Here is a 25,302-nt window from a genome sequence, read left to right as displayed (position 1 = left end):
GTACGCGTGGGCGCGCAGCCGGACGAAGGCTTCCTCGAAGTCGACACCGGGCTGCAGCATGAGGATGCCGGCGGCCTGGTCGATCTCGGCGCGGTAACCGCCCAGGTCGTCGAAGGGCGCGGCGTCCGTCCGATCGGTGTCGGACGTGCCGGTGTCCGACGGAACACCCGTCTCAGTGATCCGGGCATCGAGCAGAAGCAGCGCGGCGGTGTCGGCGAAGCCCATCGCGTGGGCAACCGCGTCCGCGTCCAGCTCGACGGAACTGCTGGAGCACAGATCGAGTACGCCGGGGCTGATGGTTCCGGTCCACAGGGGGAAGGCGAAGACCGCTCTTGCTCCGGCTTCCAGAGCCGCGTCGGCGAATACCGTCCAATGTCGTTGGAGTTCACCGGCCAACAGCTCGCGGCAGAGGACCGCCGAGCCCAGGACGTAGGCGTCCACACACGGCCCCTCTCCCAGTATGAGCTGGAGTTCTTCCAGCTGCTGACTGACTGAGTCGGTAGCGCACAGTGGATGACTCGCCCGCCCCCGGAATCTCGCGGACCTCACGGACATCACGGCCCCTCCGACCGGCAGCGCCGCAACCGTCGCCGTACACACGTCGAGGACGCCGATCCGGGCGCTGCGCAGGGCCGCCTGCTCGGCCACGAGAGCCTGGATCCGCGCCGACCGGCTGCCGGGGATCACGGTGACCACCCGGTTGGGGAGTGGTGATCAAGCTCCTCCGGCTTCGCCGCCGTTCGCACCCCCAGGGGAGGAGAACCAACGACGGGAACACGGCGCGGTCGGCCACCCTGCTGACGTCTCCGGCATCCTTCCGGCTCTGGGAGCGGAGAGCGGCCGGGACCGGCTGGTCGGCCCCATCCGCCGAGGTGACACCGAGTGATGCCTGGTGCTCGGCGAGCAGCCGTTCCTGCAGCCGCCGGGCCACGTCCCGGTTCCGCGCGTGCGGGTGAACCCGGATCCCGGTGAAGGTGCGGTCGGCACCGGTGAGCCGGTCGACGGCGAGCGGGAGTGCTCCGTCGAATCCCGGCCACCAGGAGCCGTCGCCGCGTACGGGCAATCCGGACGCGTGCCCCACCGAGTTCGACGCCTCATCGGTCAGCATCGCGAACGCTGATCGCCAGGTGTCATGCGCGTGGTGTGCGGCTGATGGTCTGGGCGCCCGCGCGATCGGATCGGCCCGGGCAGGGCCGTCACAGCACACCGCCCGGGAGAGCAGCCGACGCCGGGGCGAGCCGGTGCGCGGCCTGGTGCACGGGAGAAGGCCGCAGGGACGGTCGGCTCCCGGCGAAGGCATCCGGGAGAGCGAGGAAGAGGGAACCGGAGCCGGTGAGGGCAACGAGGCGCTCCATCGCCGGGCTGGGGTGGTGCAGTTGCAGGGATCCTCCGGCCGCAGTGGTGTGCGGCAAGGCGTGGAGGAAGGCGTTGAGGCCGCCGCGGTCGCAGAAGGTGACGGCGGTGACTTCGACTTCGACGGCGCGGATACCGTCGTGGAGGCACCGCTCCGGTGACGCGTGCGCCAGAGGCGCCGAACTCAGGTCGATCTCGCCGGTGAGGGTGACCATCTTCCGGTTGTCGGCGTCGTGCCGGTGAACGTTCAGGACGGATGGGACACTCATGGGCAGGGTGCCTCGGTTCACGAGACCGTGCCGGGCTCCCGGTACGGTCGTACTGTCGAGCAGGCAGGTGCGTGACCGATCCAGCAGCCGATGTTCCGGGGCGCAGGACCCAGCCGTTCCCTCGGGGATGCGCTGGGCGACCGGACGAACGATCCGCTCTCCGCAGGCATGTGGACCAAGCAGTGGTGGCCCGCCGGGGTCTGGGACGTCCGCACACAGCATAGTCCTGAGGCCGGCCCTTCGGTTGGTCCGGGAGAGGGACACCACGACGTTTACACGGTGGTGATCAGGGCGGCTCCGCTGCCGTGCCGGGGGGCGCCGAGCACAGGTGAAACCCCATCAGCCGGGCAGTCGTCCCGCTGAACCGTCCGCACCGCCGTAGGAGCTTCACACGCCCCTGTGCTCCGCGAATACCGCACAACTCGCGGCCGGGCCACCCCGTATCGGCCTTCTCCCCGCCGGCTTGGTCCTCGCTGTCCGCCACCACGCCGGTGGCCACGGTGTCGATGACCGTCGGGCTCCGGAACTACCAAAGGACGTTGATGAAGAATCGCAGAGAAGAAAGAGAAGAAGAGGCAGGGGCGCCGAAGCGCAAGGTGCTCGACCTGACGGCTGTGCAGGTGGTGGCGAGCGCACTCGCCACGGTGGTGGGCGGTGCTGGCGTCCCTGCTGGGGGTGACCGGGACGATCATCGGCGCCGCCGTGGTCAGTACCAGCGCGACCACCGGCGCAGCGGTCTTCTCGCATGCTTTCCGGCGGACGGGCGAGGGGATCCGCAGCCGCGTGCCGCCGGTGGGAGTGCCGAGGGCGCCGGGTGAGAAGCGGACGGAACACCGCGCGGACGCCTGGGCGGCGTTCGGGTTACCAGCCGACGCTTCCGTTGCCGACGCGCTACGGCCCTTCGCGCCCTCCGAAGGTGAGTCGGTCACCACTTATCGAGGTGGCTCCCTCCGGAAGTCCATCGGCTGGAAGAAGTACGCCCTGGCGACGGGCCTGGTGTTCGCCCTGGCGATGGTCACGGTGACTGTGGGGGAGCTCGTCATGGGCAAGCCGGTGGCGGCCGTGGTCAGGAACGAGCAGGGCAGGGGAACCTCGGTGGGCGGTGGCTCGACCGGCAGTCGTGGTCCCGCAGACAACGTGACCCCCACCCCGGGTGCGTCCAGTGGCTCGGCGTCGCAGACGGGAGGTTCAGCGTCGCCGGACGCGAGCGCGTCGCCGGACACCGGTTCTGGTCCCAGCCTCAGTCACAGTTCCGGCTTCAGCCCCAGCGCTTCGGCGTCGTCCGGGCCGTCCGGCAGCGGTGCCGTGCGCAGTTCCGATGTCACCGGTCAATGAGCGGGGCCCTCTGCCACTCGGCAGTCCGCCGGATCCGGTTCAGTGAGTTCGTTCTTCACCGGTCTGGCGTGATGGAAAGTGAACTTGGCCTGCCGAAAAGAGGGTTGACGCAGGACAAGCCCAGCACGGTGGCGCGCAGGGCGAAGGGGCGAAGCCGCAACGATCACCGTGTACATGTGTACAGACTGTCGTGAAACGCGTGCGACGCGGTGGGCAGCGGAAGGGTGTCCGCACGGGCGCATCGATGCAGCGCCAGGAGCGAGTGGCGGCGAGTGCGGGAGCGGCCCGTTGGTGACGAGACGGGGTCCGCACTGATGCGGGAGGTGCGCCCCCGAGGAGCGCGAGAACCGGTCGACACTGCCGGGGGCTCGAGCCGCACCGCGCACGGTAGCCCTCGCCGCACTCCGCGGACAGATGCCAACTGGCCATCCTCTTTCAACCGGTTGAAGCCGCGGGCACAGGTCGCTGTCCGCGACCTCTGGGTAGGACTAGACTGTTCGAACAGGCCCTGGCCCCCGGCAGTGATGCGTTGTTCCGTTCCGGAGAGGCCCGCCGTGTTCGTTCTGCTTGTCATCCTGATCGTGGCCCTGTTCGGCCTCGGCTTTCTCCATCCCCTCTGGTGGGTGGCCGCGGCCGTGCTGCTCTTCGGCGCCACCCGCTACGGCCGCGATCGAGGGGGAGGCTGGATCCGTGGCGACGGTTCCGATCTCGAGGACTATCGGGCGTACGAGGAGCGCCGGGACCGCCAGGACCGCTGGGACCGCCGCTACAGCCGTCGGAACCGGGCGCGCTGGAGGCGCGAGGACCGTCAGGACCATGAACGCCGCGAGTGACCGGTGAATCGGCCTGACGCCAGAGGTTCCGGGGCGGCTTCCGTCACATCGGACGCGTGAAGATCGTGGAGGGGTGGATGCCGAGCACAGCACAGCCATGCTTCCGAGGAACTGGCGGGGGCTGAGAGCCGAGCACTCGGTGAAGGAGTACCCGGCGGGTCAGGACCTCGTGGCCCTGCGCACTGAGATCGATCAGCTGCGGCGAGGGCTGGCCGCCCGTGCGGTTGTCGACCAGTCGTGCGGCATGGTGATGGTCCTGGCTCCCTGCCACCGTGGGCCGGCCAGGAGCCTGTTGGTGGACATCGCGCGGCAGTGCAGGACCGAACTTCCGGACGTGGCGGCGGCTCTGGTCGCCACCCGGGAGGGCGAGCAGCTCCGGTGGCGGATACAGCAGGGCTGCGGCGTGCGCTGCGGCTGCTCTACGCGACACCCGTGTGCCGAGAAGGGCCGCGTGACGATGTCCGGGTACCCGGGCGGCGCCTGTGAAAGGCCCTGTTCCGCTTCACGGGTATCTACTCTAAGCTTCACGCGGGGAAGACGAAACTGCGACCGTGTCAGGCACCAGCAGGTCTTCCCATCCAGGCTCCCAGCCCCTGAGTCGGAACCCAGGCCCGGCCGGAGCCGCATCGCCGCAGTGAGCGGCTCCAGTCTCCGTCCTCCCGGCATTTCCAGACGGGGTGTTCTCACCAGTCCCGCCGCCGCGGAGGACAGCGCGCGAGGAAACGGTGGAGGGGGACTCCCATCCTCGCGCCACGTACGGCCGCCGCCGCACTACGGCGGCGGCCGTACGGACCGTGCATCCCGGCGTGGGGGCGGCGGTCGGTGGCGCGGAGCGGGTCAGGACCCCAGTCCGGGGAGGGGTTCGGAGTCGTCGATGAAGGCGCGGGCCACATCGGACAGGCGCCGGTTGTGGGAACGGGCGTAGCCGCGCAGGGTGGTGAAGGCCTGTTCCATGTCGACGCCCAGACGTTCGGCGAGTTTGCCTTTGGCCTGTTCGATCAGTACGCGGCTGTTCAGCGCGGTCTGCAACTGTTCGTTGAGGATCGTGTCGCGTTGGGCGGAGCGTTGTTGCAGAAGGCTGATGGTGGCGACGTCGGCCAGGGCCTGGGCGACGAGTATGTCTGCCGGGTCGAAGGGGCCGGGGGTCGCGTGGAAGAGGTTCAGGGCGCCGACGACCTCGTCCCGCAGGCGCATGGGCAGCGCCTGGACGGCTGTGAAACCACTGCGCTGTACCGCTACCGCGAAGCGTGGCCAGCGCACGGTCTGCGCACTCAGATTGGGGACGATCACGGGTATGCCGGTGCGGAAGCACTCCAGGCAGGGGCCCTCGTCGTTCTGGAGCTGGAAGAGTTCCAGCAGGCGTACCTGTTCGTCGGAGGCGGCCATGACGCGCAGTTCGCCGTCGCGGTCGGCGAGCAGTACCCCGGCGGCGCTCGCGCCGAGCATGCCGACGCAGCGGTCGCTGAGCAGGCGCAGGAAGTCGATCAGGTCGAAGTCGGCGACCAGGTTGTCGGCAAGCTCGACGAAGGCCTTGGCCAGTAACTGCTGATTCATCGTGGGCACCCTCGATTGAGATTAGTCCGGCCGAAAGGCGCCGGGAAGCACAGCAGGTTCATCGGATGGCACCGGTGCGTCAGATTTCGTCGTCGGCCCGTGTGGGTTCCGCGTCCGGAGGGAAACGGAGCCGGTGGGCCACCACGTCGGCGGCCACGTCGGTGATCCGGCGTCCCCGCAGGTAGGCATGAGCGCGCAGCCGTACGAAGGCTTCGTCGATGCCGACACCGAGCTGGACGGTGAGGATGCCGGCGGCCTGGTCGATCTCCGCCCGGTATCCGCCCAGGTCCTCGAAGCCTCCGTCTTCCTGTGCTCCGTCGACCGGCGCGTTCGTCTCGTCGATCCGCGCGTCGAGCAGGAGCAGCGTCGCGAGGTCGGCGAACGCCAGCGCGTCGGCCAGCTCCCCGGCGTCCAACACGGTCGGCACGTCGGCGTACAGGTCCAGAACTCCGGGGCTGATCGCCCCGAGCTGCAGGGGGAGCGCGAAGACGGCGCGTGCCCCGGCGTCCAGGGCCGCATCCGCGAACACGGCCCAGAGGTCCTGTATCTCACTGGCCAGCAGATCGGGGATCAGGACGGCCGAGCCGTGCCGGAAGGCATCCACGCAGGGTCCCTCGCCAAGGGTGAGCTGCAGCTCCTCCAGCTGTTCGCTGATGCCGTCGGTGCTGCACAGCGGATGACTGGCCGCGGTACGGGACATCGCCGACAGCCCGGCCCCGCCGACCGGAAGCACGGCCACGGCAGCGGTGCACACGTCCACCACACCGACCCGGGCACCGCGCAGGGCCGCCTGCTCGGCAACCAGCATCTGGACGCGGGCCGACCGGCTGCCGGACCTCATGCAGACCACCGCGTCCAGGCATCGTGCGCAAGTCCCGCCGGCCTCGGGGCGGTTCGTTCGCCGACGGGCAGGCCCGGCACCCGGAGCAGCGTGGCGGTGACCGGCTTCCGGATCTCTCCCACGGCCGGCCGTCCCCAGGAACGGAGCGATGTGAAAGCGGGGTGATCGGCCCGGTCCACCAGGGTGGCGCCGAGTGACGCCTGGTGGTCGGCAGGCAGCCGTTCCTGCGATCGGCGGGCCACGTGCGCATCCTGCGGGTGCGGGCGGACCGGGAAATCGATGATCGCGAAGACGCCGCCAAGGGGGGTGAGTCGCTCGACGCCGCGCGGCGGTGCTGCGCCGAACCCGAACCGCCAGAAGCCCTCGCCACGCACCGGGAAGTCGGAAGCGCATCTCCCGCGGTCATCCGTCTCAGCGATCACCATGGCAAAGCCTGGCCACCGGATGCCGGCGGTGAGACGGTTCAGAAGGTGCCGACGGCTGGGACGGCGGTAGGCCTCAGGAAGTGACGTCCTGTGGGAGTCCGTGTACAGATCCGTCAGCTTCCCGCTCGGGCCCTGCGCCTGTCGGCGGTTCGCCCGACGTAGCCGGACCGTGTCCATGGTGGACGACGCGCTGTCACCGGGCTTTCGCGGCTCCCCCCGCGTCGACCGGGCCCTCACCGCGCATCCCCCGAGAGGACAGAGGCAGACGGGACAGTCCGGTTCCGCGGGGTTTGGGCGGTCGGGGCCGGCACTCCCCCGAGAGGAGGCGACAAATGTCCGAACGGGACGTCGAGGAGCAGGAACCCGGAGCCGGTGAGGTCGAGGAGCCTACTCAGTGTCGGTGGCGGGTGGTGCAGTCGCAGGGTCCCGCCGGCCTCGGCGGTCTTCCGCGCGGCGTCCAGGAAGACGTTGAGGCCGCTGCAGTCGCAGAAGGTGAGGGGGGTGAGATCGATGTCGATGGTGCGGATGCCGTCGCGCAGGCACCACGCCAGTGCCCTGCGTACCAGAGGGGCCGATTCCAGGTCGATCTCACCGGCCAGGGTGATCAGTGCCCGTTTCCTTCGGTCATGGCGGTAGACAGCGAGCTGCGGGAGGGGCATGACGCCTCAGTTCAGAAGACCACGCGGCTACGGACGCGGTGACGCCGGGAATCCCGACGCCCATGGTGCGCTGCCGGCAGGGCGTACGTTCGGCGGAGGCGAAGCAACGGCCGGCCCGGCAGCCTGTGCGACAGGACAGCGGACCCGCTCAGCTACTTCCAGGGATGCGCCGGGTGACGGACGAAGAGCCCGCTCCCCGCAGCCATCTGCGTCGAGCAACGACAAACCGCCGGGGTCTGGGACGTCCGTACCGCAGCATAGTCCTCAACCCGGTCCGACGGACGGTCCAAAGTCGTCCGCTTCTCGTACCCGGGCGACGCCCGGACATGATGCCGCGCCGCTATGTCCGGTGTCCGCGCGGTACTTGGGAAGCCAGCGCGAAACACGGTGACCGACGGCAGCCCGGGTACGACGGTCCGCGGTCCGTGCACCACCTGAGGTCCGATGTCTCTCACAGGCACTGCCAGCCGCTGCGGATCTCGCCCGCACTGCCCGGCCGTGCGCACGACCTCGCCGCGGCCCTCACTCACCGGATCAGCCGGATCCGTGAGCGCCAGCGCGTCCCGGCGGGACCGGCGCTCGGACGCACGCCGGGCCGTGCCCTCACACCCACCCCGCAGACCATCAACGTGCGCTGTCCGCGGATCTTCCGCAGGGCCCGGCGTGGGAGTGGGTCATGAAATGCCCAAAACATAGCAAGGTGGAATAATCTACCTAACTCGGGAACGCCGTCACCGGTGTCCCCCCACTGACCGTGAAAAGGCGGATCCGACCATGTCGAAGAAACCACGTTCGTCCGAGCCACCGCACGGAAGTGGTCCCAGCCGTCACCAGGGCACCGGACAGCACGGCTGGTCGCCCGACGTGGACGAGACGCGCCAGCAGGACAACCCGAGCGCCGAACGCTCCTTCCATGCTGAGCACGCCGGCAAGCCCGGTCCGGGCCGGCGGAAGTCCGCCGAGGAGACGAAGTCCGTCCCCGGTGACACGGTCGAGAGCCCGAACGCGAGCGGCGAGGAGTACGGCGACGCGGACGAGAAGGGCAGACGCGACACCGGACGCAGGGGCCGTTCCCAGCGCCCCAGCGGCACGAAGGACGCTGCCGCCAAGACCGGCGTGGACCCACAGGATCCGCCGTCCGAGCGCTGACCGGATCAGCGCTCCGATCTGGCCCGGACGGCATCCGTCGGCGAGCGACACCCCTGTCAGCAGATACGCGGCAGTTGCTCCCCGATCGGCAGATCGACCACCCGCGTCCCTCCCAGGCCGGTCCGTGCCACGACCATGCCGGGATGCGCCTCCACGGCCTCTCCGATGATCACGGAGTCCGCGGCCAGAGGATGGGCGCGCATCGCCTCGAGGACGGCGTCGGCGTGCTCGCGCGGGACGAAGGCCACCAGCTTGCCCTCGTTGGCGATGTACATGGGGTCCAGTCCGAGAATGGCGCAGGCGTTGGCCACGGCCGGCGGGACCGGGACATCGCGTTCCTGGATGACCACCCCGGTCCCGGAGGCCTGCGCGATCTCGTTGAGCGAGGCCGCCAGGCCGCCCCGGGTCGGATCGCGCAGGACGTGCAGATCAGAGGTGACGGCGAGCATGGCGTCGACCAGGCCGCCGAGCGCCGCGCAGTCGCTCTTGATCTCCACTCCGAATTCCAGTCCCTCGCGTACGCTCATGACCGCCACCCCGTGGACGCCGATGGCGCCGCTGACGATCACGACGTCGCCGGGGACGACCCGCTGAGGGCGCAGATCGACGCCCGCCGGGACGAGGCCGATGCCCGCGGTGTTGATGTAGATCCCGTCGCCGTGGCCGGCCTCCACCACCTTGGTGTCCCCGGTGGCCACCTCCACACCGGCGGTGCGCGCGGCTGCTCCCAGAGCCTCGGAGACCCGAGTGACCACATCCAGCTCGACGCCCTCCTCCAGGATGAATCCGCAGGAGAGGTAGGCGGCGCGGGCGCCGCTCATGGCGAGGTCGTTGACGGTGCCGTTGACCGCCAGGTCTCCGATGCTGCCGCCGGGGAAGAACAGCGGCCGCACCACGTAGGAGTCGGTCGAGAACGCCAGCCGGGCGCCGCCCAGGGAGAGGACGGCGGCGTCACCCATCTGGGCGAGCACCTCGCCCCCGAAAGCAGGAGCGAAGATCTGCTGGACCAGTTCGGCGGAGAGCACTCCGCCGCCGCCGTGGCCCATGACGACACGCGGCCGGTCCCGCAGGGGCGCCGGACACGTCCACGCCTCGACGTCCAGGGCGGGGACGGGGAGATCGGTGGTGTCAGACAACGGGGGTCGCCTCCTGGGCCTTGGTGGCGGGCATGTCCAGCCGCCGGTAGAGGTAGTACGCGGCACAGGCTCCCTCGCTGGAGACCATGGTGGCCCCCAGCGGCGTACGAGGCGTGCACAGAGTGCCGAAGGCCTCGCACTCGTGCGGCTTGAGCAGTCCCTGCAGGACCTCTCCGCTGCGGCACTCGGCCGGCTCCTGCGTGCGGATGCCCTCGACGGAGAAGCGGTGCTCGGCGTCGTAGGCGCGGTACTTCGGCGCCAGCCGCCAGCCGCTCTGCGGGATCACCCCGATGCCGCGCCAGGCGCGGTCGGTGACCTCGAAGACGTCCTCCAGCATGGCCCGGGCGGCCGGGTTGCCCTCCGCGCGAACGGCACGGGCGTAGGCGTTGTCGACGGTGTGCTCACCGCGTTCCAGCTGCCGGACGGTACGGCGCACGCCTTCGAGGATGTCCAGTGGCTCGAAGCCCGTCACGACGATCGGCACCCGGAAGCGCTCCGCCAGTTCCGGGTACTCCCCCATGCCCATCACGCTGCAGACATGGCCGGCCGCGAGGAAGCCCTGCACCCGGCAGCTCGGCGACGACATGATGGCCTCGATGGCGGGCGGGACGCGGACATGGGACACCAGCATGCTGAAGTTCTCGATGCCCAGCTTCCGGGCCTGATGGACCGTCATGGCGTTGGGGGGTGCGGTCGTCTCGAAGCCGATGCCGAAGAACACCACTTCGCGGTCCGGGTTCTGCTGGGCGATCCGCAGCGCGTCGAGCGGTGAGTAGACGACGCGCACGTCACCGCCCTCTCCACGGACCTGGAACAGGTCCCGTCCGGTGCCCGGCACGCGCAGCATGTCACCGAAGGAGCAGAAGATCACCTCCGGGCGGGAGGCGATCTCCAGTGCCTTGTCGATGACCTCCAGCGGGGTCACGCACACCGGACAGCCGGGTCCGTGGATCAACTCGACCTTGTCCGGCAGGAGTTGGTCGATGCCGTGCCGGATGATGCTGTGGGTCTGCCCTCCGCACACCTCCATCAGCGCCCACGGTCTGGTCACCGTGGTGTGGATGTCGTCGAGGAGCCGTCGAGCCAGCTCCGGGTCCTGGAACTCGTCGATGTACTTCACTTGTTGCGCACCTCTTCCACCGGTTCCGAGGCCGCCGCCTCCGCCGCCGCCGTTTCCCAGGGGTCGCCGAACTCCTCCTGCAGCAGGCCGAGTTCGGCGAAGAGTTCGAGTGTCTGCCGCGCCGACTCCTCGTCCAGCCGCTGCAGGGCGAACCCGACGTGGACGATGGCGTACTCGCCGACCTGGAGGTCGGGCAGATACTCCAGGCACACCTCCTTGACCACGCCGCCGAAGTCGACGGTGGCCATCCGGGTACCGTCCCGTTCCTCGATGTCCAGCACTCTGCCGGGTACCGCCAGGCACATGAGCCTCTCCTCGCTGTGGGTCGCGCGTTTGCTCAGTCGGTGGGAGTGAGTGTGGGAGTGGCGCGGGCGGCCACCATCAGCTGGCCCAGCGCCAGGCCACCGTCGTTGGGCGGCACCAGGTGGTGCCGCAGGACCGTGAAGCCGTCCTCGCGCAGGGCGGCGGCACAGGCCGAGGAGAGCAGCGTGTTGGCGAACACGCCTCCCGTCAGGGCGACCGTGTCCAGCCCGTGCCGCTCTCGCGCCCGCGCGCACATCCGGTGCACCAGGCCGGTCACGCCCCGGTGGAAGCGGGCGGCGACCAGGGCCGGCTCGACACCCACGCGCAGGTCGTCGACGATCGCCGCGAGTACGGGTGCCGGATCGGCCCGTACGGGGCCGTCCAGGTTCTCCTCCGACGCGTGCAGCGCGAAGGCGTACGCGGTGGTGTCGTCGGCCGGTGCGTGCAGAGCCGCCCCCTCCAGTTCGACGGCGGCCTGCGCCTCGTATCCGGCTCGGTGACACACCCCGGCGAGCGAGGACACCGCGTCGAAGAGCCGGCCCATGCTGGACGTGGGGACACAGTTCAGGCCGCGCTCCAACTGCCGCTCCAGGACGTGGAGTTCATCGGGCGGGCAGGCGGTCGTACAGGCAAGGTCGTCGGACCAGTCGATCCCGGCCGCCCGCAGATGGGCCAGCGCCATGCGGTACGGCCGGCGCACCGCGGCGTCACCACCAGGCAGTGGAACATAAGCGAGATGTCCGAACCGGGCGTAGCGGTCGTAGTCCGCGAGCAGGAACTCCCCGCCCCACACGGCGCCGTCGTCGCCGTGGCCGGTGCCGTCGAAGGCGACGCCGATCACCGGCCGGGTGCCGTCCAGTCCGTGCTCGGCCATGGCGGCGGCGATGTGCGCGTGATGGTGCTGGACGCGTACGACGGGCCGGTGCGCCGCGTTCCGGTCGGCCCATCCGGCGGAGCGGTAGCCGGGATGCCGGTCGGAGACCAGGGTCTCGGGGCGCACCCCGGTGATGGACTCCAACTGCGCCACCGCGCGCTCGAAGACCCGCTGTGTGCCTACGTCGTCCATGTCGCCGATGTGCGCCGACAGCCAGGCCTGACGGCCCGCCCCGAGACAGAAGGCGTTCTTCAGGTCTCCGCCGACGGCCAGGGCCGGCCGTACGGGCAGCGGGAGGGAGAGAGGCAGCGGGGCGTAGCCACGCGAGCGGCGGATCACCAGTGGCTCCCCGTCGCAAACGCGGACCACGGAGTCGTCGCACGGGACGTGGATCGGCCGGTCGTGCGTGAGCCAGGCGTCGGCCAGGTGCGCGAGTCGCTCCAGCGCCTCGTCGTCGTCGGTGACGATGGGCTCTCCGGACAGGTTGCCGCTGGTCATGACGAGCAGCCCGGGGCCGTCCGGGTCGCCGGGCAGGCCGAGCAGCAGATGGTGCACGGGCGTGTAGGGCAGCATCACGCCGAGGTCGGGGCTGCCTGGTGCCACGGCCTCGGCGGGCCGGGGATCCCCGCTGGTGCACGGACGCCGCCTCAGCAGGACGACCGGCCTGGCACGGCCTTCGAGCAGGCTCCGCTCCTCGGGGCTCAGCCGGACGAGGTGACGGACCGTGTCCGCGGTCCTGGCCATGACGGCGAACGGCTTGTCCCCGCGCGCCTTCCGTCGGCGCAGGAGGGCGACCGCCTCCTGGTTCGTGGCATCGCAGGCCAGGTGGTAGCCGCCCAGGCCCTTCACGGCGAGGATCGCGCCCCGCGTCAGCAGCGTGCGGGCGTCGGTGAGCGGGTCTGCCCCCTCGGCATTCCTGAGCCGAGCGTCGAGGACCAGCCGCAGACGGGGCCCGCAGGCCGGGCAGGCGACCGGCTGCGCGTGGAACCGGCGGTCGGCCGGATCCTCGTACTCCCGGGCGCAGTCGGCGCACATCGCGAAGCCGGCCATGGTGGTGTTCGCCCGGTCGTACGGCACGCCGGTGACGATCGTGAAGCGCGGGCCGCAGTGAGTGCAGTTGACGAACGGGTGCCGGTAGCGCCGGTCCGCCGGGGCGGCCAGCTCGGCGAGGCAGTCGGCACAGGTGGCGGAGTCGGGCGAGACCAAAGTGCGGGCCGGTCCGCCGGTGCGTGAGGTGAGGATGGTGAACGCGGTGCCGCCGACGGGGGGCATCTCCCGGTGGTCGACGGACTCCACGCGGGCCAACGGCGGTGCCTGGGCGGCGATCAGGTCGCAGAACCGGGCCACGGCCGAGGCGTTGCCCTCGACCTCCGCGACGACGCCCTCCGGGGTGTTGGTCACGTGTCCGGCCAGGGCGAGTTCGGTGGCGAGGCCGTAGAGGTAGGGCCTGAAGCCCACGCCCTGTACCACTCCCCGGACGGTCACCCGGCGGCGTCGTGGGGTGTTCTCGGCGACGGTGGTGGGAGCCTGCGGACCGCTCACGAGTGGGTGTGGGCCATGGTGCCGGCGGCCTCCGGGTGCGTGTGCGCGTGACCGTGGTGATGAGGCTGCCGGGCCATGACCGGTGAGTGGACCGGTGTGCCGTCCATGGCGGCCAGCGCCCGATCGAGCAGCGCGCCGACTCCCTGGCCCCGGCGTGCCGACGTCAGGATCACCTCCACTCCCGGGTTGACCTGCTGCACATTCGCGCGGAACGCCGCCTCGTCGAACTCGGCGGCCTCCGCGATGTCCGTCTTGGTGACCACCACGAGGTGGGCGAGGCCGAAGGCGGTGGGGTACTTGAGTGGCTTGTCCTCGCCCTCCGTCACGGAGGCGAGGGTGACCCTCAGGGTCTCCCCCAGGTCGTAGGAGGCCGGGCAGACCAGGTTGCCGACGTTCTCCACGAACAGCAGCCGGGTGTCGTCGGGCAGCCACCCGTCCAGGTGCCCGGCGAGCATCCCCGCCTCCAGATGGCACAGTCCGTCGGTGAGTACCTGCTTGACGGGGACCCCCGAACGCGCCAGCCGGGCCGCGTCGTTCTCGGTGGCCAGATCGGCGCTCAGCGCCGCGACGGGAACGGCTCGCTCCCGTGCCGCCAGCAGTTCGCGCTCCAGCAGCGCGGTCTTGCCGCTGCCCGGACTGGACAGCAGGTTGACGAGCGCGATGCCTCGAGCCGCGAGGTGCGCGCGCAGTTCGTGGGCGCTCGCGTCGTTTTTCGCGAGTACGGCCTGCCGCAGGTCGACGACACGACACATGGTTCAGCGCTCCTCGGAGATCGGTTCGCGGGTGGGCGTGTGCGCGGGGCCGAGGCCGTCCTCCCAGTGCACGTCGACGATCTGCAGTTCCCGGCCCGCGAGCAGGTCGGTCTGCGTACCGCCGCACGCGGGGCAGGTCAGCCGGGGCGGCATGCCGACGGCCCATTCGTGTGCGCAGGGGGTGCAGCGGGCCCGCCCGGGCACCGCTTCGGTGATCAGCTCGGCGCCTTCCAGCAGGGTTCCGGCGCAGGCCAGTTCGAAGGAGAAGGCGAGTGCGTCGGGTACGACTCCGGCCAGTTCGCCCACCTGGAGCCGTACCGATCGCACCGCCGTGACGTCCTTGGCCCGTGCGGCGGCCTCTTCCACCTGGTCGACGACGGCCAGCGCGATGGACATCTCGTGCATGGTTTCCGTCCTTCCGTCCGCGGCTGCCTCCGGTCGGCCTTCATTAGAGGCGCGTGCGGCCGGGTCGCACGGCCCGGCACGCCGTGGCCGGCCGGCGGGTACGCCGTTCGACGCAACCGCGCGGCACAACGGTGGCGGCCACGAACGGTGGCGGCCACGATTCACATCCGTCTGATGCGCAGGTAGCGCCTCAGGTCGGGAAGTACCTCGACGACGACCACGACCATGGCGGCGACGGCCGCTCCGCCGATGACGATCTTCTTCATCCCGTCTCTCCTCATGTCGGAGCCTCAGCGGTTGAGGCCTGCGCCACGGACGGCTCGCCGTCCCGCAGCAGCTCTTCGATCAGCCGGACGGCTTCCGGTACGGCGTCGGACACCGGCGGGCTGAGACCGATGCCCTCGTCCACCGAGGCCGGTTCGCATCCCACGACCAGCACGCGGCGGGGTGGCTCGCCGCCGGTCCCGGCGCACAGGGTGCCCAGCAGTGCCAGGACGGTGTCGGGGGTCATCCGGTGGCCGTCCAGCGCGGGGGCGGCGGGTGAAGGGCTCCCGCCGCCGATGTCGTGCTCGATCACGTACAGCGTGCCGGGGGCTTCGCCGCGTGCCGTGGCGTCCACGAGGACGAGGGTGTCGTAGCCGTCCAGCAGCTGATAGGCGAGGTGCACCCCGCGCACCCCGATGTCGACGACCTCGATGTGTCCGGGCAGGTCGTGCTCGGCGAGCCGGCGTGCGGTCTCCACGCCGAAGCCGTCGTCCCCGAGGAAGACGTTGCCGATGCCCGCCACGAGCGTCCTTGGACCAGGCGGTGGGGAAAGGTTCATACCTCGTCCTCCAGCGGTGTGACCTCGTCGGGCTGGAAGTACAGGAACCGTCCCTGCTCGCGGCGGACGTCGGCGCCCGGGTCGCCCTCGACGGTGACCGCCAGGTGCACCCCGCCGTCCACGTCGTGCAGCACCGCCTCGACCTTCGCGGTGCGGCCCCGCAGGAAGATGTCCTGCGCGTCGGTGCGGCGCGCCCCCGGACGCAACTCGACGCGGCTGCCCTGGCCCACCGACCGGCCGTCCACGACCACCCGGTCCTGCGCCGGGTCGAAGCCCGCGTCGCTCGCGGGGTCCCACCAGGGGGTGTCCGGCCGCATCACCCCGTATTCGTCGGGGAAGCCGACGTCCGGTGCGGCGGGGCCGGGACCGGTCACCTCGCGCAGGCTCCGCACCGCCCCGTGCAGCCGCTCCAGAACCTCGGGGGGCATCGAGTCCGCCAGCTCGATCACGGCGGCCGCCCGCTCGTCCGTACCCCGGGCCTCGCGTTTCTCCTCGTCGGTGAGGGCCGCGGTGCGCAGCGCGAGGATCTCGTCGATCTCCAGGGCGTCGTAGAGCGCGCCGGGGCTCTCCGGTGCGATGGCCGGATGGTCCTCCAGGATGATCGGCGAGGACAGCACGAGGTCGGCGCGGCCGGGTTCGCCCGCGAGTACGGGCCAGGTGTGCAGGTTGCGGCAGGCGGCGACCGCGCCCTTCGCCCACTCGGGGGGATCGGTCATCGAGAGGAACGATCCGGCGCTGAGGGCCATGAGGAGGTGGGTGGCCACCAGGGAGCGGGGCAGCGCCGCCTCCCGGTCCGCGCCACGGCCTTCGGGCGGTGTCCAGTCGCTGGTGTTCTCGACGACGGCAGTCAGCCGCAACACCCGGTAGGGGCCGTCGAGTTCGCGCGCGGACAGCCGTACGGTCCCGCTGATCTCCTCGCACCGCCGCACCAATCGGCCGACGGCGCGGCCGGCCTCGTCCACGACCGGCTCGGTGTCCTCGCGGGCGGGGAGCCGGAAGGGATGCGTGATGCCGTCGCCGAGGAGCTCGTCCACCGCGGCGACCACCTCGACGCGCTCCTCGCTTCCCTCGTCCCAGGGCATCAACACCCGGTCGGCGAGGCGGAGTTCGGGCACCGTGTCGAAGCCGCCGTCCGGGCGGGCCCGCTGCACCGTGCGCCGTCGGGCGTGCAGGAAGCGCACCTCGACCGAGAGGGTCGACCCCGCCTTCGGTTCCATCAGGCATTCGGTGTGCTGGAAGTCGTTCTCCTCGCACTCGGTGCCCCAGCCGGGCGGCACGAGCACACCGAACTGCCAGCGCAGCCGGTTCTTGGCCGCCGAGGCGCGGTACGGGTAGAGCACATAGCCCTCGAAGAGGACGGCGTCGGCCACCTGCCGGGCGAGAGCGAGGCGCTCCTCGGTCTCGGGGGCGAACGCGGTCACGGTCACGGATCGGTCCTTCCGGTGGTGGCGGTCAGGGCGCGCAGCGGGTCGTGCGCGGGCGGGTCGGCACCCCTCTCCAGCAGCGCCGCGACCGTCGCCTCCCAGGAGGGCAGGGCGTGTCGGGAGCGGTAGGCGAGGAGGGCGTCCATGGTGTCGCGGGGCAGCCGGATCCAGCCGCAGCCGGGGAAGTGCTGCTCGACCATCTCCCGCCAGGCGGTGACGGGCATCCGGAAGGCGGCCTCGCGGTCCCACGGGACGGGCTCCACCTGGAATCCGCCGTCTCCGGTGAACGCCGTACCGGAGAAGAGCATCAGCAGGGGCACCTCACCGTCGGTGAGGGCGGTGAGGTAGCGGGTGGCGGCGATGTCCATGTCGTAGGTGCAGGGCACGACGAGGTCGGTCTCGATCTCTCCGGTGAAGCTCGGGACCATGACCGAGACCTGGGCGAACTGCACCGGCTGGAGCGTGCTGCCCCAGCGTGAGCGCTCGCCGAAGAGGTCCGCGAGACCGTCCGCCTCGGCGGGCGCGTAGCCGCGGCGGGCGGGTTCGATGCGGATCTGGCAGCGCAACGCGAGGGCGTGCACGCGCGCGTTGTCGGCGGCGGTGACGCGCAGCCGGAAGACGAGGGTCGGTCCGGCGGCGTACTGGTCGGCGCGGACGCCGGTGCAGGCGAAGGAGAACGCGGTCACGGGTGACCCACCTCGCCCACGGGCCGGACGCGTCGCGCGACGTCCGCGAAGAACGCGTCCAGCGCGGCGCGGGCTTCGGCTCCACCGTCGAAGCCCTGCCACAACAGGCGCATACGGCCGACGAGTTCGTAGCAGATGTCGATCGGTACGAGGTGGCACTCGAAGCGGCCGTCGGTGCGGCGCAGCAGCAGCGCCTCCACGTCGGGTTCGAGCAGTTCGGCGAGGCGGCTGCCACCGAGGACGTCCGTCCACGTGGCCGGTTCGAGTTCGCTCTCGGTGGCTCCGGCCGGGCTCGGGTAGAGCGCGACGAGCCGGTCGAGCGCCGCGTTGCGGAAGAGGAAGGCGACGCCGACCGGGATCTGCAGTGCCTCCCACGCGCTCTCGTCGAGGCGGTGTCCGGGGTCGGTGAGGTAGCGGGCCGGGACCGTTCGGAAGCGGCCGGCGGCGGCGCCCGGCTGCTCCATCAGCAGCGCGCACGGGGGGCAGGCGCAGACGAGGGCGCGTTTCTCGGTGTCGACGAGATGCCGGTGGCCCGCCTCGACCGCCACGGCGCACAGCTCACACTGCTCGGGCTGCGGAGGCCTCTCGGTGAGGAACCTCCGCAGGCCGGGCGTGCGCGTCGCCGGGGACGCCGTCATCGGGCCCCCGTCGGTGCGGTGCCGATCTGGAGGAGCGTCGGCCCCGCGGGGGCGGTCTGTACGTCGACCGCCCTGACCTCCGGTGCGAAGCAGGCGAGCGCTGCCTCCGCGGCCTCCCGGGCACCCGTGCCGGAGCCGCAACCGCAGCCGCCGGCTTCCCGGGCCCGCACGGTCAAGGTGCCGCTCTCCTCGTCGAAGCCCACCACCTCAAGGGGGTGGTCCCGGACACCGTCGAGGGCGCGGACGATGCGCGTGTCGCGGTCCTCGGGGTGCAGGTCGTGCAGGACGAGCAGGCTCGCGACCAGGTCGTCGCCCAGGAGGCGTGCGGCTGCTTCGCCGGGAGCGCCGGAGAGCAGGTTGAGGATGCGGGCGAGGCCGGCACCGTAGAAGTCCATGAGGGAGCGGACGAGTTCCTCCGCCGCGGCGGCGGCGGCCGGGTCGCCGCTCTCGGCCAGCCTGTCGAGGATTTCCTCGACGCGGCGCCCGGTCTGCTCCGTGGAGCTGACCGCGCTCATCCGCCCAGTCCGCTCAGGCCGGTGGGCACGTGCATGGACTTCACCGTCTTGCCGCCCCCGACGTACATGTGGACGCCACAGGGCAGACAGGGGTCGAAGCTGCGGACGGCGCGCATGATGTCGATGCCCTTGAAGTTCTCCGGGGTGTTCTCCTCGAAGATGGGCGTGTTCTGCACGGCGTCCTCGTACGGGCCGGGCGTGCCGTAGGTGTCCCGGACGCTGGCGTTCCAGGGGGTCGGCGGGTACGGGTGGTAGTTGGCGATCTTGCCGTCCCGGATCACCATGTGGTGGGAGAGGACACCGCGGACCGCCTCGGTGAAGCCGACCCCGATGCTCTCGTCCGGAACCTCGAACTTCTCCCAGGTCTGGGTGCGTCCGGCGCGGACCTCCGCCAGTCCCTTCTCCGCGAAGTGCAGGGCGACGGCGGCGGCGTACGCCTGGAAGTACGTGCGGGCGCGGTTGCGCTCCAGCGCGTTGGACCACTTCGGGATCTTCCACTCGAAGGTGGTCTCCGGCTTGGTCATGGTGCGGGGCAGGTTGATGACCACGCTGTGGCCGGTGGCCTTGACGTACCCGATGTCGACGAGACCGGACAGGGCGGTCGACCACAGGCGGGCGATGGGGCCGCCGCCGGTGTCCAGGGCGAGGTGGTCCTTGCCGTCGAACCAGCGCGGGGACATGACCCAGCTGTACTTGTCGTCGAAGTTCCGCTTCTGCGGGGTGGGGATGGTGTGCTGGTTCCACGGGTGGCGCGGGTCCACCGGGTTGCCGAGCGGGTCGTGGGTGACGAACTGTTCCTGGCCCTGCCAGTCCTCGTAGTAGGAGCTGCCCAGCAGGATGCGGATGCCGAGGTTGATCTCGGTGAGGTCGTTGGTGACGAGCTTGCCGTCCACGATGATGCCGGGCGTGACGAACATGCGCCGGCCCCAGTCGGTCATGTTGGCGTAGGTGAAGTCGCAGTACTCGGGGTCGTTGAGCGCGCCCCAGCAGCCGAGCAGGACACGTCGGCGGCCCACTTCCTCGTACCCGGGCAGCGCCTCGTAGAAGAAGTCGAACAGGTCGTCGTGGAGGGGCACGACGCGCTTCATGAACTCCACGTAGCGCATCAGCCGGCTGAGATAGTCGGTGAAGAGCTGTACGGAGGCGATGGTTCCGACGCCGCCCGGGTAGAGCGTGGAGGGGTGCACATGGCGGCCCTCCATCAGGCAGAACATCTCGCGCGTGTAGCGGCTGACCTGGAGGGCCTCGCGGTAGAACTCGCCCTCCAGGGGGTTGAGCGAGCGCATGATGTCGGCGATCGTGCGGTAGCCGTGCTCCGCGGCATGCGGGGCCTCGGTGCGCTCGGCGAGTTCGAGGACGCCGGGGTTGGTCTCCTTGACCATCTTCTCGCAGTAGTCGACCCCGACCAGGTTCTCCTGGAAGATGTTGTGGTCGAACATGTACTCCGCGGACTCGCCGAGGTTGATGATCCACTCGCCGAGGTGCGGGGGCTTCACGCCGTACGCCATGTTCTGCGCGTACACCGAGCAGGTGGCGTGGTTGTCACCGCAGATGCCGCAGATGCGGCTGGTGATGAAGTGGGCGTCGCGGGGGTCCTTGCCGCGCATGAAGACGCTGTAGCCGCGGAAGACCGACGAGGTGCTGTAGCACTCGGCGACTCGTTTCTGCTTGAAGTCGATCTTCGTGTGGATGCCCAGGCTGCCCACGATCCGGGTGATCGGGTCCCAGGCCATCTCCACCAGGCCGCTGCCGTCGCCGGCCGCCTTCGTCGTCGGTGCCATCTGTGTGCCGTGCCCTTCGTTGCGCGGGAGGTTCGGGTGGGGGTGCACGAAGCGGGGAGCGGATTACGTGCGGCGCATCACCACGGCGGTCGGTATCCCGTGGTGATCTTGTCTCCGGTGCGGCGCCACTTGGGCTCCTTGTCCACCGTCTTCGCGGTGATCGACCGCAGCTTGCGGACCACGGCGCCGTACGCTCCGCTGGCGTTGCTCGACACCTTGGCGCCGGGGGGTTCGTCCATGAACGGCATGAACTTGTCGGGGAAGCCGGGCATGGTGCAGGCGATGCAGATGCCACCGACGTTGGGGCAGCCGCCGATCCCGTTCATCCAGCCGCGCTTGGGCACGTTGCACTTGACGACCGGGCCCCAGCAGCCGAGCTTGACCAGGCAGGTCGGCGAGTCGTACGACAGGGCGAACTGTCCCTGCTCGTAGTAGCCCGCGCGGTCGCAGCCCTCGTGCACGGTGGCCCCGAACAGCCAGGTCGGGCGCAGCTTGTCGTCCAGCGGGATCATCGGGGCGGCGCCGGTCGCCTGGTAGAGCAGGTAGGTGAGCGTCTCGGAGAAGTTGTCGGGCTGGATCGGACAGCCGGGGACGCACACGATGGGGATGCCCGCGTGGGACTTCCAGTCCCAGCCGAGGTAGTCGGGCACGCCCATCGCGCCGGTCGGGTTGCCCGCCATGGCGTGGATGCCGCCGTAGGTGGCGCAGGTGCCGATGGCGACGACCGCCAGTGCCTTCGGGGCGAGCCGGTCGATCCACTCGCTGGTGGTGATCGGCTGGCCGGTCTCCGGGTTGTCGCCGAAGCCGCACCAGTAGCCCTCGGGCTTGATCGCCTCGTTGGGGACGGAGCCCTCGACGACCAGGACGAACGGGTCGATCTCGCCCCGCTCCCCCTTGAAGAACCACTCGATGAACGTGTCCGAGCCGCCGACCGGACCGCACTCGAAGTCGATGAGCGGCCAGTGGACGGCGATCTTCGGAAGGCCCGGCAGCACACCGAGCACGATCTCCTCGATGCTGGGCTGCATGGCCGCCGTCAGCGCGACCGAGTCGCCGTCGCAGCTCAGGCCCGCGTTGATCCAGAGGATGTGGATCGTGGGTGTCTCGTCGGCGGGCGCGCCGCTCGCGTCCGCAGCGTCGACCGTGTCCGGCGTCGCCTCAGTCATGGGACCGCCTCCTGGGGAGGTAAGGGATGAAAGCCCAGATTTCGACCATCGCTTCTCTTCGTATCAGCCGTTCGGCCGTGATGTGACGCCATTGAGGGCCGTTCCGGTGACATCCGCCGCGGAGGGGGTCGGACCGGTTTCCGCAACCTGGGCGGAACCGAGGTGCGGCGGGGTGCACGCCGGCCGCTCCTTGTGGACGAAGGAACGACGCAGCGAGTGGTAGGGGGCGTCCGGGTCGTCGAAGGTCCGGCGCATGCGGGCCAGCTCCCGCTCACGGAAGCCGGCCAACGGGGTCACGCTCTCCAGCCGGTCCAGCTCCGTCTTCTTCGCGGTGATCCGCGACGCCGTCGCCGGCAGTGACGCCAGTCGGGCAGCCAGTCCGCCGACCTCCCCCGCGAACGCGTCGGGACCGCAGTCAACCACCCGGTCGACGAGCCCGAGGCGCAGTGCGCCCGCCGAACTCACCGGCAGGGCCTCGGACATGAGCCGTTCGGCCGTCGCGGGGCCCACCTTGCGGGGCAGGGTGTGCGTCCAGTACTCCGAGCCGTACAGGCCCATCAGTCGGTAGTGAGGGTTCAGTACCGCGCCCGCGCGGCACCACACCTCGTCGGCCGCCAGGGCGAGCATCACCCCGCCCGCCGCGGCGTTGCCCGCGACCGCCGCGACCACCAGTCGGTCCGTGGTCGTCAGGACCGCCTCGACCAGATCGTCGATGGCGTTGATGTTCGCCCAGGACTCGGCGGCGGGGTCGTCCGCGGCCTCGATGACCCCCAGGTGGATCCCGTTGGAGAAGAAGTCCCGTTCGCCGCCGAGCACCAGAACGGACGTAGGCCGCTCGCACGCCTCCCGGTAGGCGTCCAGCAGACGTCGGCACTGCTCCGTGCTCATGGCGCCGCCGGGGAAGGAGAACGAGAGGAACCCGACGTTCCCGTCCTCCCGGTAGCGGATGTCCGTCCAGGTACGGTGCCGTACCTCGGGCAGCAGGGGCAGGGCGTGATCGGGCAGGGGCGGCAGCAGGTCGCCCAGTGCCATCACGGCGGGCAGTTTGTACGTGGGCGGCTGCCCGGGCACGCGCCGGGGCCGCAGCTCGGGGATCCACACGGCGCCGTCCTTGGTGGCACGGCACACCGCCCCGGCCCTGGTGGCCAGCAGCTCGCCCGGGCGGCCGCGCAGCACGCTCTCGGGATGACCGCCGTGCAGATACCACTCCTGGCCGAGCAGGACGTCCAGCACACCGGGCTGCGAGTCCGCCGCTCTCAGCTTGCGCAGGACGTCCTGCGTGGAGTCCTCGGCCCAGTCGATGCGCCGGACGCTCTGGTCGAGGTAGGGGCGGGGGCGCAGACGGGCGTCGGCCGTGGGGGCCACGTCCTGCTTGCGTGGTACGTGGGTTCCCTCGGCGAAGCGCTCCACCGCGAGCAGGACGGCCTCCAGGGCGGCGTCGGCGATCTCGCCCCGGTACAGCTCGCTCTTGGGAACCGGAGGGACCCGGCACGGTGCACAGGCCCACACGTCACCGGCGTCCATCTCCCCGTCGGCCTGCAGGACGGTGACGCCCCACTGGTCGACGCCCTCGTGAATCGCCCAGTCCAGGGAGGAGGGGCCGCGGTCGCCCACGGGCCCCGGATGCACGACGAGGCAGGTGTGCGCTGTCCATACCTCCTCGGGAATCGCCGTCTTCAGCATCGGCGCCACGACGAGCTGCGGTGCGTGCCGCCGCACGGTTTCGGGCAACGGGCTGTCGGGCAGGGCGAGTTCCACCGCCACGGTGTGGCCACGGTCGCGCAGCTCGGCGTGGACACGCTGGGTGAGGCTGTTGAACGCACTGGCCAGTAGCAGGATGTGCACGGCTGCCTCCGGGACGGACGAACGGCAGGCAGGAATGGCCGCCGGACGCGATCCTCGGGCAAGACGGCCTGCCGTTCGTGACGACAGGCGGTGGGATCATCCGAAAGCGGGCGACGATCCGCCGTCCGGCCTCACTGGCCACGACCGACGGCGCCACTGATGATCACATGCGTCGCAGGCCGCTGGTGATGCGCTCCCACCGGGAGCGAGTGGCACCGAAGTGGGTCTCATGTGTCCAGATGTGGGTGCATGACCGGCACTGCAGGTGGAGCAGGCTGCCCACGTGGGACAGCAGGTAGCGCCAGTGCTCGGAACAGGTGCGCCCCTGCTCGCAGGTGGCGCACCCGCGCCGGTCGTCGCAGTTCGGGCAGGCCACCCAGGCGCGGCGCCCGATGTCCGCCTGCGGGTCAAGCGGCAGCATCGCCGCCGCCTCTCCGCGGCAGCACACCGGCCGAGACCAGCTCGTCGTACACGCGCTGTTGCTCCGCGCTGAGGCCGGAATACAGCAGCTCATACGCCGCTTCCTCACCACGCAGCGCGGCGACGGGGTCCCAGTCGGGGCCGAGAGCGTCCAGGACATGAGCGCGCCGGAGCAGTTCATGTGAGCTCAGGTCGACGTCCAGGTCGACCGTCGGGAGCGGGTCGCCTGGAACGGCGCGGCCATGGGAGGACATGGGTCGAACGTAGGCAAGCGCTTCTCGCCCCGGCAAGAGCAGGTGGGAGAAGTCACAGCAGGCCCGCGCCCTCAGGGGACGTCCGGTGGCGCCCCGTACATGCCAGGTGATGCTGGGCGCATTCCCCGCACGGCACGGAGACACCCCGGGAGATGCGGGTTCCCCCGCCGAAGGCCATTCACCGCCTGACATCGGATGCGTGCGAAGCCCTGGGACGGCCGGAGTCGAGGGCGTCATCCGGGGCCTGCGCGTCCCTCTTCATCCGGTAAGGGGCCCGCGCAGCATCCAAGGTCATCAGAGCTTGGTCGCCTGGCAGGCATCCCCGGCACTGAGCCCCGTCGTCGCCCGCGGTCAGCAGCCAAAGGGTGGGCAGCTCGACGGGCATCTGCACTCCGAGGTCGCCTTCCACAGCGGCGACGGCTGCCGAGCTCGCACCGGCCGGAAGAGCCGCGTAAGAGGCGGGGGCATGGGTCTGGAGCCCACCGGTGATGCGCCGCCATCCGCCACCTCGGATTTCGGTCCGGTCGGGCTCACGGATGCAGCCGACGGCGAAGGCAGGGCAGGGCAGAGAGTGAGTCGCTTCGCAGACCACACAGCGATGGCCCGCTGGGTGATCACCTGCGGGTAGGTCGCCCGGGCAACCCTGTTTGGACGGAACTGCGCCTGACACAAGTACACGCGCCCCGGCCATCGTCGGCCGGTTTCACGCCAACGCCCGTGGCGGCAAACCCTTGTGGGCGTGCGGTGTCAGTACCGGGTACTAATCTCGTTCACCCGGCAAGGAGCCGGTGAATTCAGGGGGAGTACGCGACCGCCATGCCCGACAGCCACACTGGTTACCTGATCTCCGTTGTCGACGATGATCTGCTGCGTGCCCGCAAGGACGCGCGCGAACTGCTCACCGCGCTGGGCGAGGTGGACCCCACGGCCAGGCTCGACCTGCCCGAACCTGGCAGTGCGGTGGGCGCCGGCGACAAGGGCGGGCCGTCCGCCGAGACCGTCGGACTGGTGCTGAGCGCCGGTTCTTTCGTCGTCGCGCTGGTGCAGACGTGGCTGGCGCGGGTCCCACAGCGCACCATCGTGGTCAAGCGGCCGGACGGGGCGACCCTGCACATCACCGGCAAGGAGGCCCGCGAGGACGACACGATCGTCGAACGGTTCCTCGGGGACGACGGTGACGACGGCACGACGGCGGGCTGA

General features: G+C 70.6%; 27 protein-coding genes. 4 read left to right on the top strand and 23 right to left on the bottom strand.

Annotated features, from left to right (window positions below):
• Both ACFVYN_RS34880 and ACFVYN_RS34875 read right to left on the bottom strand, forming a co-directional pair.
• On the bottom strand, positions 1-555 hold a 555-nt coding region (locus ACFVYN_RS34880), incomplete at its 3' end, for an ANTAR domain-containing protein (RefSeq protein WP_390005978.1).
• Positions 556-1,196: 641 nt separating this feature from the next.
• Complete coding sequence (locus tag ACFVYN_RS34875; protein ID WP_390005976.1) at positions 1,197-1,622, bottom strand: STAS domain-containing protein; 426 nt, start codon at positions 1,620-1,622, stop codon at positions 1,197-1,199.
• Positions 1,623-2,276: 654 nt separating this feature from the next.
• Here ACFVYN_RS34875 and ACFVYN_RS34870 point away from each other — a divergent pair.
• On the top strand, positions 2,277-2,957 hold the full coding sequence (locus ACFVYN_RS34870; protein WP_390005975.1) for a hypothetical protein: 681 nt from the start codon (positions 2,277-2,279) through the stop codon (positions 2,955-2,957).
• Between the two features lie 554 nt (positions 2,958-3,511).
• Positions 3,512-3,790 (top strand): hypothetical protein, encoded by a 279-nt coding sequence (locus ACFVYN_RS34865; RefSeq protein WP_390005973.1) that lies wholly within the window; start codon positions 3,512-3,514, stop codon positions 3,788-3,790.
• Positions 3,791-4,627: 837 nt separating this feature from the next.
• Here the strand turns inward: ACFVYN_RS34865 and ACFVYN_RS34860 are convergent.
• The 4 genes from ACFVYN_RS34860 to ACFVYN_RS34845 all read right to left on the bottom strand — a co-directional run bounded on the left by ACFVYN_RS34860 (position 4,628) and on the right by ACFVYN_RS34845 (position 7,269).
• Positions 4,628-5,344: an ANTAR domain-containing protein gene (locus ACFVYN_RS34860; protein ID WP_390005971.1), complete on the bottom strand. Its 717-nt coding sequence runs from the start codon at positions 5,342-5,344 to the stop codon at positions 4,628-4,630.
• A 79-nt stretch (positions 5,345-5,423) separates the two neighbouring features.
• Positions 5,424-6,185, bottom strand: coding sequence for an ANTAR domain-containing protein (locus ACFVYN_RS34855; RefSeq protein ID WP_390005969.1), 762 nt, complete (start codon positions 6,183-6,185; stop codon positions 5,424-5,426).
• A complete protein-coding gene (locus ACFVYN_RS34850) occupies positions 6,182-6,610 on the bottom strand; it encodes a hypothetical protein (protein WP_390005967.1) in 429 nt (142 codons plus the stop codon). Before ACFVYN_RS34850 ends, ACFVYN_RS34855 begins: the two co-directional genes overlap by 4 nt.
• Positions 6,611-6,843: 233 nt before the next feature.
• A complete protein-coding gene (locus ACFVYN_RS34845; RefSeq protein ID WP_390005965.1) occupies positions 6,844-7,269 on the bottom strand; it encodes an STAS domain-containing protein in 426 nt (141 codons plus the stop codon).
• Positions 7,270-8,043: 774 nt separating this feature from the next.
• Here ACFVYN_RS34845 and ACFVYN_RS34840 point away from each other — a divergent pair.
• Positions 8,044-8,418 carry a hypothetical protein gene (locus ACFVYN_RS34840; RefSeq protein ID WP_390005963.1) on the top strand — a complete coding sequence of 125 codons (375 nt, stop codon included), beginning with the start codon at positions 8,044-8,046 and terminating at the stop codon, positions 8,416-8,418.
• A gap of 56 nt (positions 8,419-8,474) precedes the next feature.
• On the opposite strand, the gene hypE is transcribed toward ACFVYN_RS34840, so the two are convergent.
• The 17 genes from hypE to ACFVYN_RS34755 form a co-directional block, all read right to left on the bottom strand.
• The gene (gene hypE / locus ACFVYN_RS34835) at positions 8,475-9,554 is read right to left on the bottom strand and encodes a hydrogenase expression/formation protein HypE (RefSeq protein ID WP_390005962.1); all 1,080 of its coding nucleotides are present in this window, start codon (positions 9,552-9,554) and stop codon (positions 8,475-8,477) included.
• Entirely contained in the window at positions 9,547-10,674 is a 1,128-nt protein-coding gene (gene hypD, locus ACFVYN_RS34830; RefSeq protein WP_390005961.1) for a hydrogenase formation protein HypD, read from the bottom strand. The genes hypE and hypD overlap by 8 nt, the downstream gene beginning before the upstream one ends.
• Positions 10,671-10,979 (bottom strand): HypC/HybG/HupF family hydrogenase formation chaperone, encoded by a 309-nt coding sequence (locus tag ACFVYN_RS34825; protein ID WP_390005959.1) that lies wholly within the window; start codon positions 10,977-10,979, stop codon positions 10,671-10,673. The genes hypD and ACFVYN_RS34825 overlap by 4 nt, the downstream gene beginning before the upstream one ends.
• Positions 10,980-11,011: 32 nt before the next feature.
• Positions 11,012-13,393: a carbamoyltransferase HypF gene (hypF, locus tag ACFVYN_RS34820; protein ID WP_390005957.1), complete on the bottom strand. Its 2,382-nt coding sequence runs from the start codon at positions 13,391-13,393 to the stop codon at positions 11,012-11,014.
• A complete protein-coding gene (hypB, locus tag ACFVYN_RS34815) occupies positions 13,390-14,145 on the bottom strand; it encodes a hydrogenase nickel incorporation protein HypB (protein WP_390005955.1) in 756 nt (251 codons plus the stop codon). The genes hypF and hypB overlap by 4 nt, the downstream gene beginning before the upstream one ends.
• A 3-nt stretch (positions 14,146-14,148) precedes the next feature.
• Positions 14,149-14,550: a hydrogenase maturation nickel metallochaperone HypA gene (locus ACFVYN_RS34810; protein WP_390005953.1), complete on the bottom strand. Its 402-nt coding sequence runs from the start codon at positions 14,548-14,550 to the stop codon at positions 14,149-14,151.
• A gap of 161 nt (positions 14,551-14,711) precedes the next feature.
• Positions 14,712-14,816, bottom strand: coding sequence for a DUF6893 family small protein (locus ACFVYN_RS34805; RefSeq protein WP_390005951.1), 105 nt, complete (start codon positions 14,814-14,816; stop codon positions 14,712-14,714).
• A gap of 11 nt (positions 14,817-14,827) precedes the next feature.
• Complete coding sequence (locus ACFVYN_RS34800) at positions 14,828-15,373, bottom strand: hydrogenase maturation protease (RefSeq protein ID WP_390005949.1); 546 nt, start codon at positions 15,371-15,373, stop codon at positions 14,828-14,830.
• Positions 15,370-16,800, bottom strand: a complete 1,431-nt coding sequence (locus ACFVYN_RS34795) for a hypothetical protein (RefSeq protein ID WP_390005947.1) — start codon at positions 16,798-16,800, stop codon at positions 15,370-15,372. Before ACFVYN_RS34795 ends, ACFVYN_RS34800 begins: the two co-directional genes overlap by 4 nt.
• Entirely contained in the window at positions 16,797-17,483 is a 687-nt protein-coding gene (locus tag ACFVYN_RS34790; protein WP_390005945.1) for a DUF6084 family protein, read from the bottom strand. The genes ACFVYN_RS34795 and ACFVYN_RS34790 overlap by 4 nt, the downstream gene beginning before the upstream one ends.
• Positions 17,480-18,121, bottom strand: a complete 642-nt coding sequence (locus ACFVYN_RS34785) for a DUF5947 family protein (protein ID WP_390005943.1) — start codon at positions 18,119-18,121, stop codon at positions 17,480-17,482. Before ACFVYN_RS34785 ends, ACFVYN_RS34790 begins: the two co-directional genes overlap by 4 nt.
• Positions 18,118-18,636, bottom strand: a complete 519-nt coding sequence (locus ACFVYN_RS34780) for a hypothetical protein (protein WP_390005941.1) — start codon at positions 18,634-18,636, stop codon at positions 18,118-18,120. The genes ACFVYN_RS34785 and ACFVYN_RS34780 overlap by 4 nt, the downstream gene beginning before the upstream one ends.
• Positions 18,633-20,417 carry a nickel-dependent hydrogenase large subunit gene (locus tag ACFVYN_RS34775; protein WP_390005940.1) on the bottom strand — a complete coding sequence of 595 codons (1,785 nt, stop codon included), beginning with the start codon at positions 20,415-20,417 and terminating at the stop codon, positions 18,633-18,635. The genes ACFVYN_RS34780 and ACFVYN_RS34775 overlap by 4 nt, the downstream gene beginning before the upstream one ends.
• A 77-nt stretch (positions 20,418-20,494) precedes the next feature.
• Positions 20,495-21,583, bottom strand: a complete 1,089-nt coding sequence (locus ACFVYN_RS34770) for a hydrogenase expression protein HypE (protein WP_390005938.1) — start codon at positions 21,581-21,583, stop codon at positions 20,495-20,497.
• Between the two features lie 63 nt (positions 21,584-21,646).
• Positions 21,647-23,428 (bottom strand): enoyl-CoA hydratase-related protein, encoded by a 1,782-nt coding sequence (locus ACFVYN_RS34765; protein WP_390005936.1) that lies wholly within the window; start codon positions 23,426-23,428, stop codon positions 21,647-21,649.
• A gap of 163 nt (positions 23,429-23,591) precedes the next feature.
• Positions 23,592-23,849, bottom strand: a complete 258-nt coding sequence (locus ACFVYN_RS34760; protein ID WP_381333657.1) for a hypothetical protein — start codon at positions 23,847-23,849, stop codon at positions 23,592-23,594.
• Entirely contained in the window at positions 23,836-24,102 is a 267-nt protein-coding gene (locus ACFVYN_RS34755) for a DUF6400 family protein (protein WP_390005934.1), read from the bottom strand. Before ACFVYN_RS34755 ends, ACFVYN_RS34760 begins: the two co-directional genes overlap by 14 nt.
• A gap of 816 nt (positions 24,103-24,918) precedes the next feature.
• On the opposite strand from ACFVYN_RS34755, the gene ACFVYN_RS34750 reads away from it, so the two are divergent.
• A complete protein-coding gene (locus ACFVYN_RS34750; RefSeq protein ID WP_390005933.1) occupies positions 24,919-25,302 on the top strand; it encodes a hypothetical protein in 384 nt (127 codons plus the stop codon).

Origin of the sequence: Streptomyces sp. NPDC058307 (assembly GCF_042880295.1) — a bacterium.
Lineage (GTDB): Bacteria > Actinomycetota > Actinomycetes > Streptomycetales > Streptomycetaceae > Streptomyces.
This window is presented reverse-complemented; position numbering and strand designations above follow the sequence as displayed.

Excerpts from the sequence above, each read along its gene's own strand:
- ACFVYN_RS34875 (WP_390005976.1), bottom strand. The coding sequence starts at position 1,622 with ATGAGTGTCCCATCCGTCCTGAACGTTCACCGGCACGACGCCGACAAC.
- ACFVYN_RS34860 (WP_390005971.1), bottom strand. The coding sequence starts at position 5,344 with ATGAATCAGCAGTTACTGGCCAAGGCCTTCGTCGAGCTTGCCGACAAC.
- ACFVYN_RS34855 (WP_390005969.1), bottom strand. The coding sequence starts at position 6,185 with ATGAGGTCCGGCAGCCGGTCGGCCCGCGTCCAGATGCTGGTTGCCGAG.
- ACFVYN_RS34850 (WP_390005967.1), bottom strand. The coding sequence starts at position 6,610 with ATGGTGATCGCTGAGACGGATGACCGCGGGAGATGCGCTTCCGACTTC.
- ACFVYN_RS34845 (WP_390005965.1), bottom strand. The coding sequence starts at position 7,269 with ATGCCCCTCCCGCAGCTCGCTGTCTACCGCCATGACCGAAGGAAACGG.
- ACFVYN_RS34840 (WP_390005963.1), top strand. The coding sequence starts at position 8,044 with ATGTCGAAGAAACCACGTTCGTCCGAGCCACCGCACGGAAGTGGTCCC.
- ACFVYN_RS34825 (WP_390005959.1), bottom strand. The coding sequence starts at position 10,979 with ATGTGCCTGGCGGTACCCGGCAGAGTGCTGGACATCGAGGAACGGGAC.
- hypB (WP_390005955.1), bottom strand. The coding sequence starts at position 14,145 with ATGTGTCGTGTCGTCGACCTGCGGCAGGCCGTACTCGCGAAAAACGAC.
- ACFVYN_RS34810 (WP_390005953.1), bottom strand. The coding sequence starts at position 14,550 with ATGCACGAGATGTCCATCGCGCTGGCCGTCGTCGACCAGGTGGAAGAG.
- ACFVYN_RS34805 (WP_390005951.1), bottom strand. The coding sequence starts at position 14,816 with ATGAAGAAGATCGTCATCGGCGGAGCGGCCGTCGCCGCCATGGTCGTG.
- ACFVYN_RS34800 (WP_390005949.1), bottom strand. The coding sequence starts at position 15,373 with ATGAACCTTTCCCCACCGCCTGGTCCAAGGACGCTCGTGGCGGGCATC.
- ACFVYN_RS34785 (WP_390005943.1), bottom strand. The coding sequence starts at position 18,121 with ATGACGGCGTCCCCGGCGACGCGCACGCCCGGCCTGCGGAGGTTCCTC.
- ACFVYN_RS34780 (WP_390005941.1), bottom strand. The coding sequence starts at position 18,636 with ATGAGCGCGGTCAGCTCCACGGAGCAGACCGGGCGCCGCGTCGAGGAA.
- ACFVYN_RS34775 (WP_390005940.1), bottom strand. The coding sequence starts at position 20,417 with ATGGCACCGACGACGAAGGCGGCCGGCGACGGCAGCGGCCTGGTGGAG.
- ACFVYN_RS34770 (WP_390005938.1), bottom strand. The coding sequence starts at position 21,583 with ATGACTGAGGCGACGCCGGACACGGTCGACGCTGCGGACGCGAGCGGC.
- ACFVYN_RS34760 (WP_381333657.1), bottom strand. The coding sequence starts at position 23,849 with ATGCTGCCGCTTGACCCGCAGGCGGACATCGGGCGCCGCGCCTGGGTG.
- ACFVYN_RS34755 (WP_390005934.1), bottom strand. The coding sequence starts at position 24,102 with ATGTCCTCCCATGGCCGCGCCGTTCCAGGCGACCCGCTCCCGACGGTC.
- ACFVYN_RS34750 (WP_390005933.1), top strand. The coding sequence starts at position 24,919 with ATGCCCGACAGCCACACTGGTTACCTGATCTCCGTTGTCGACGATGAT.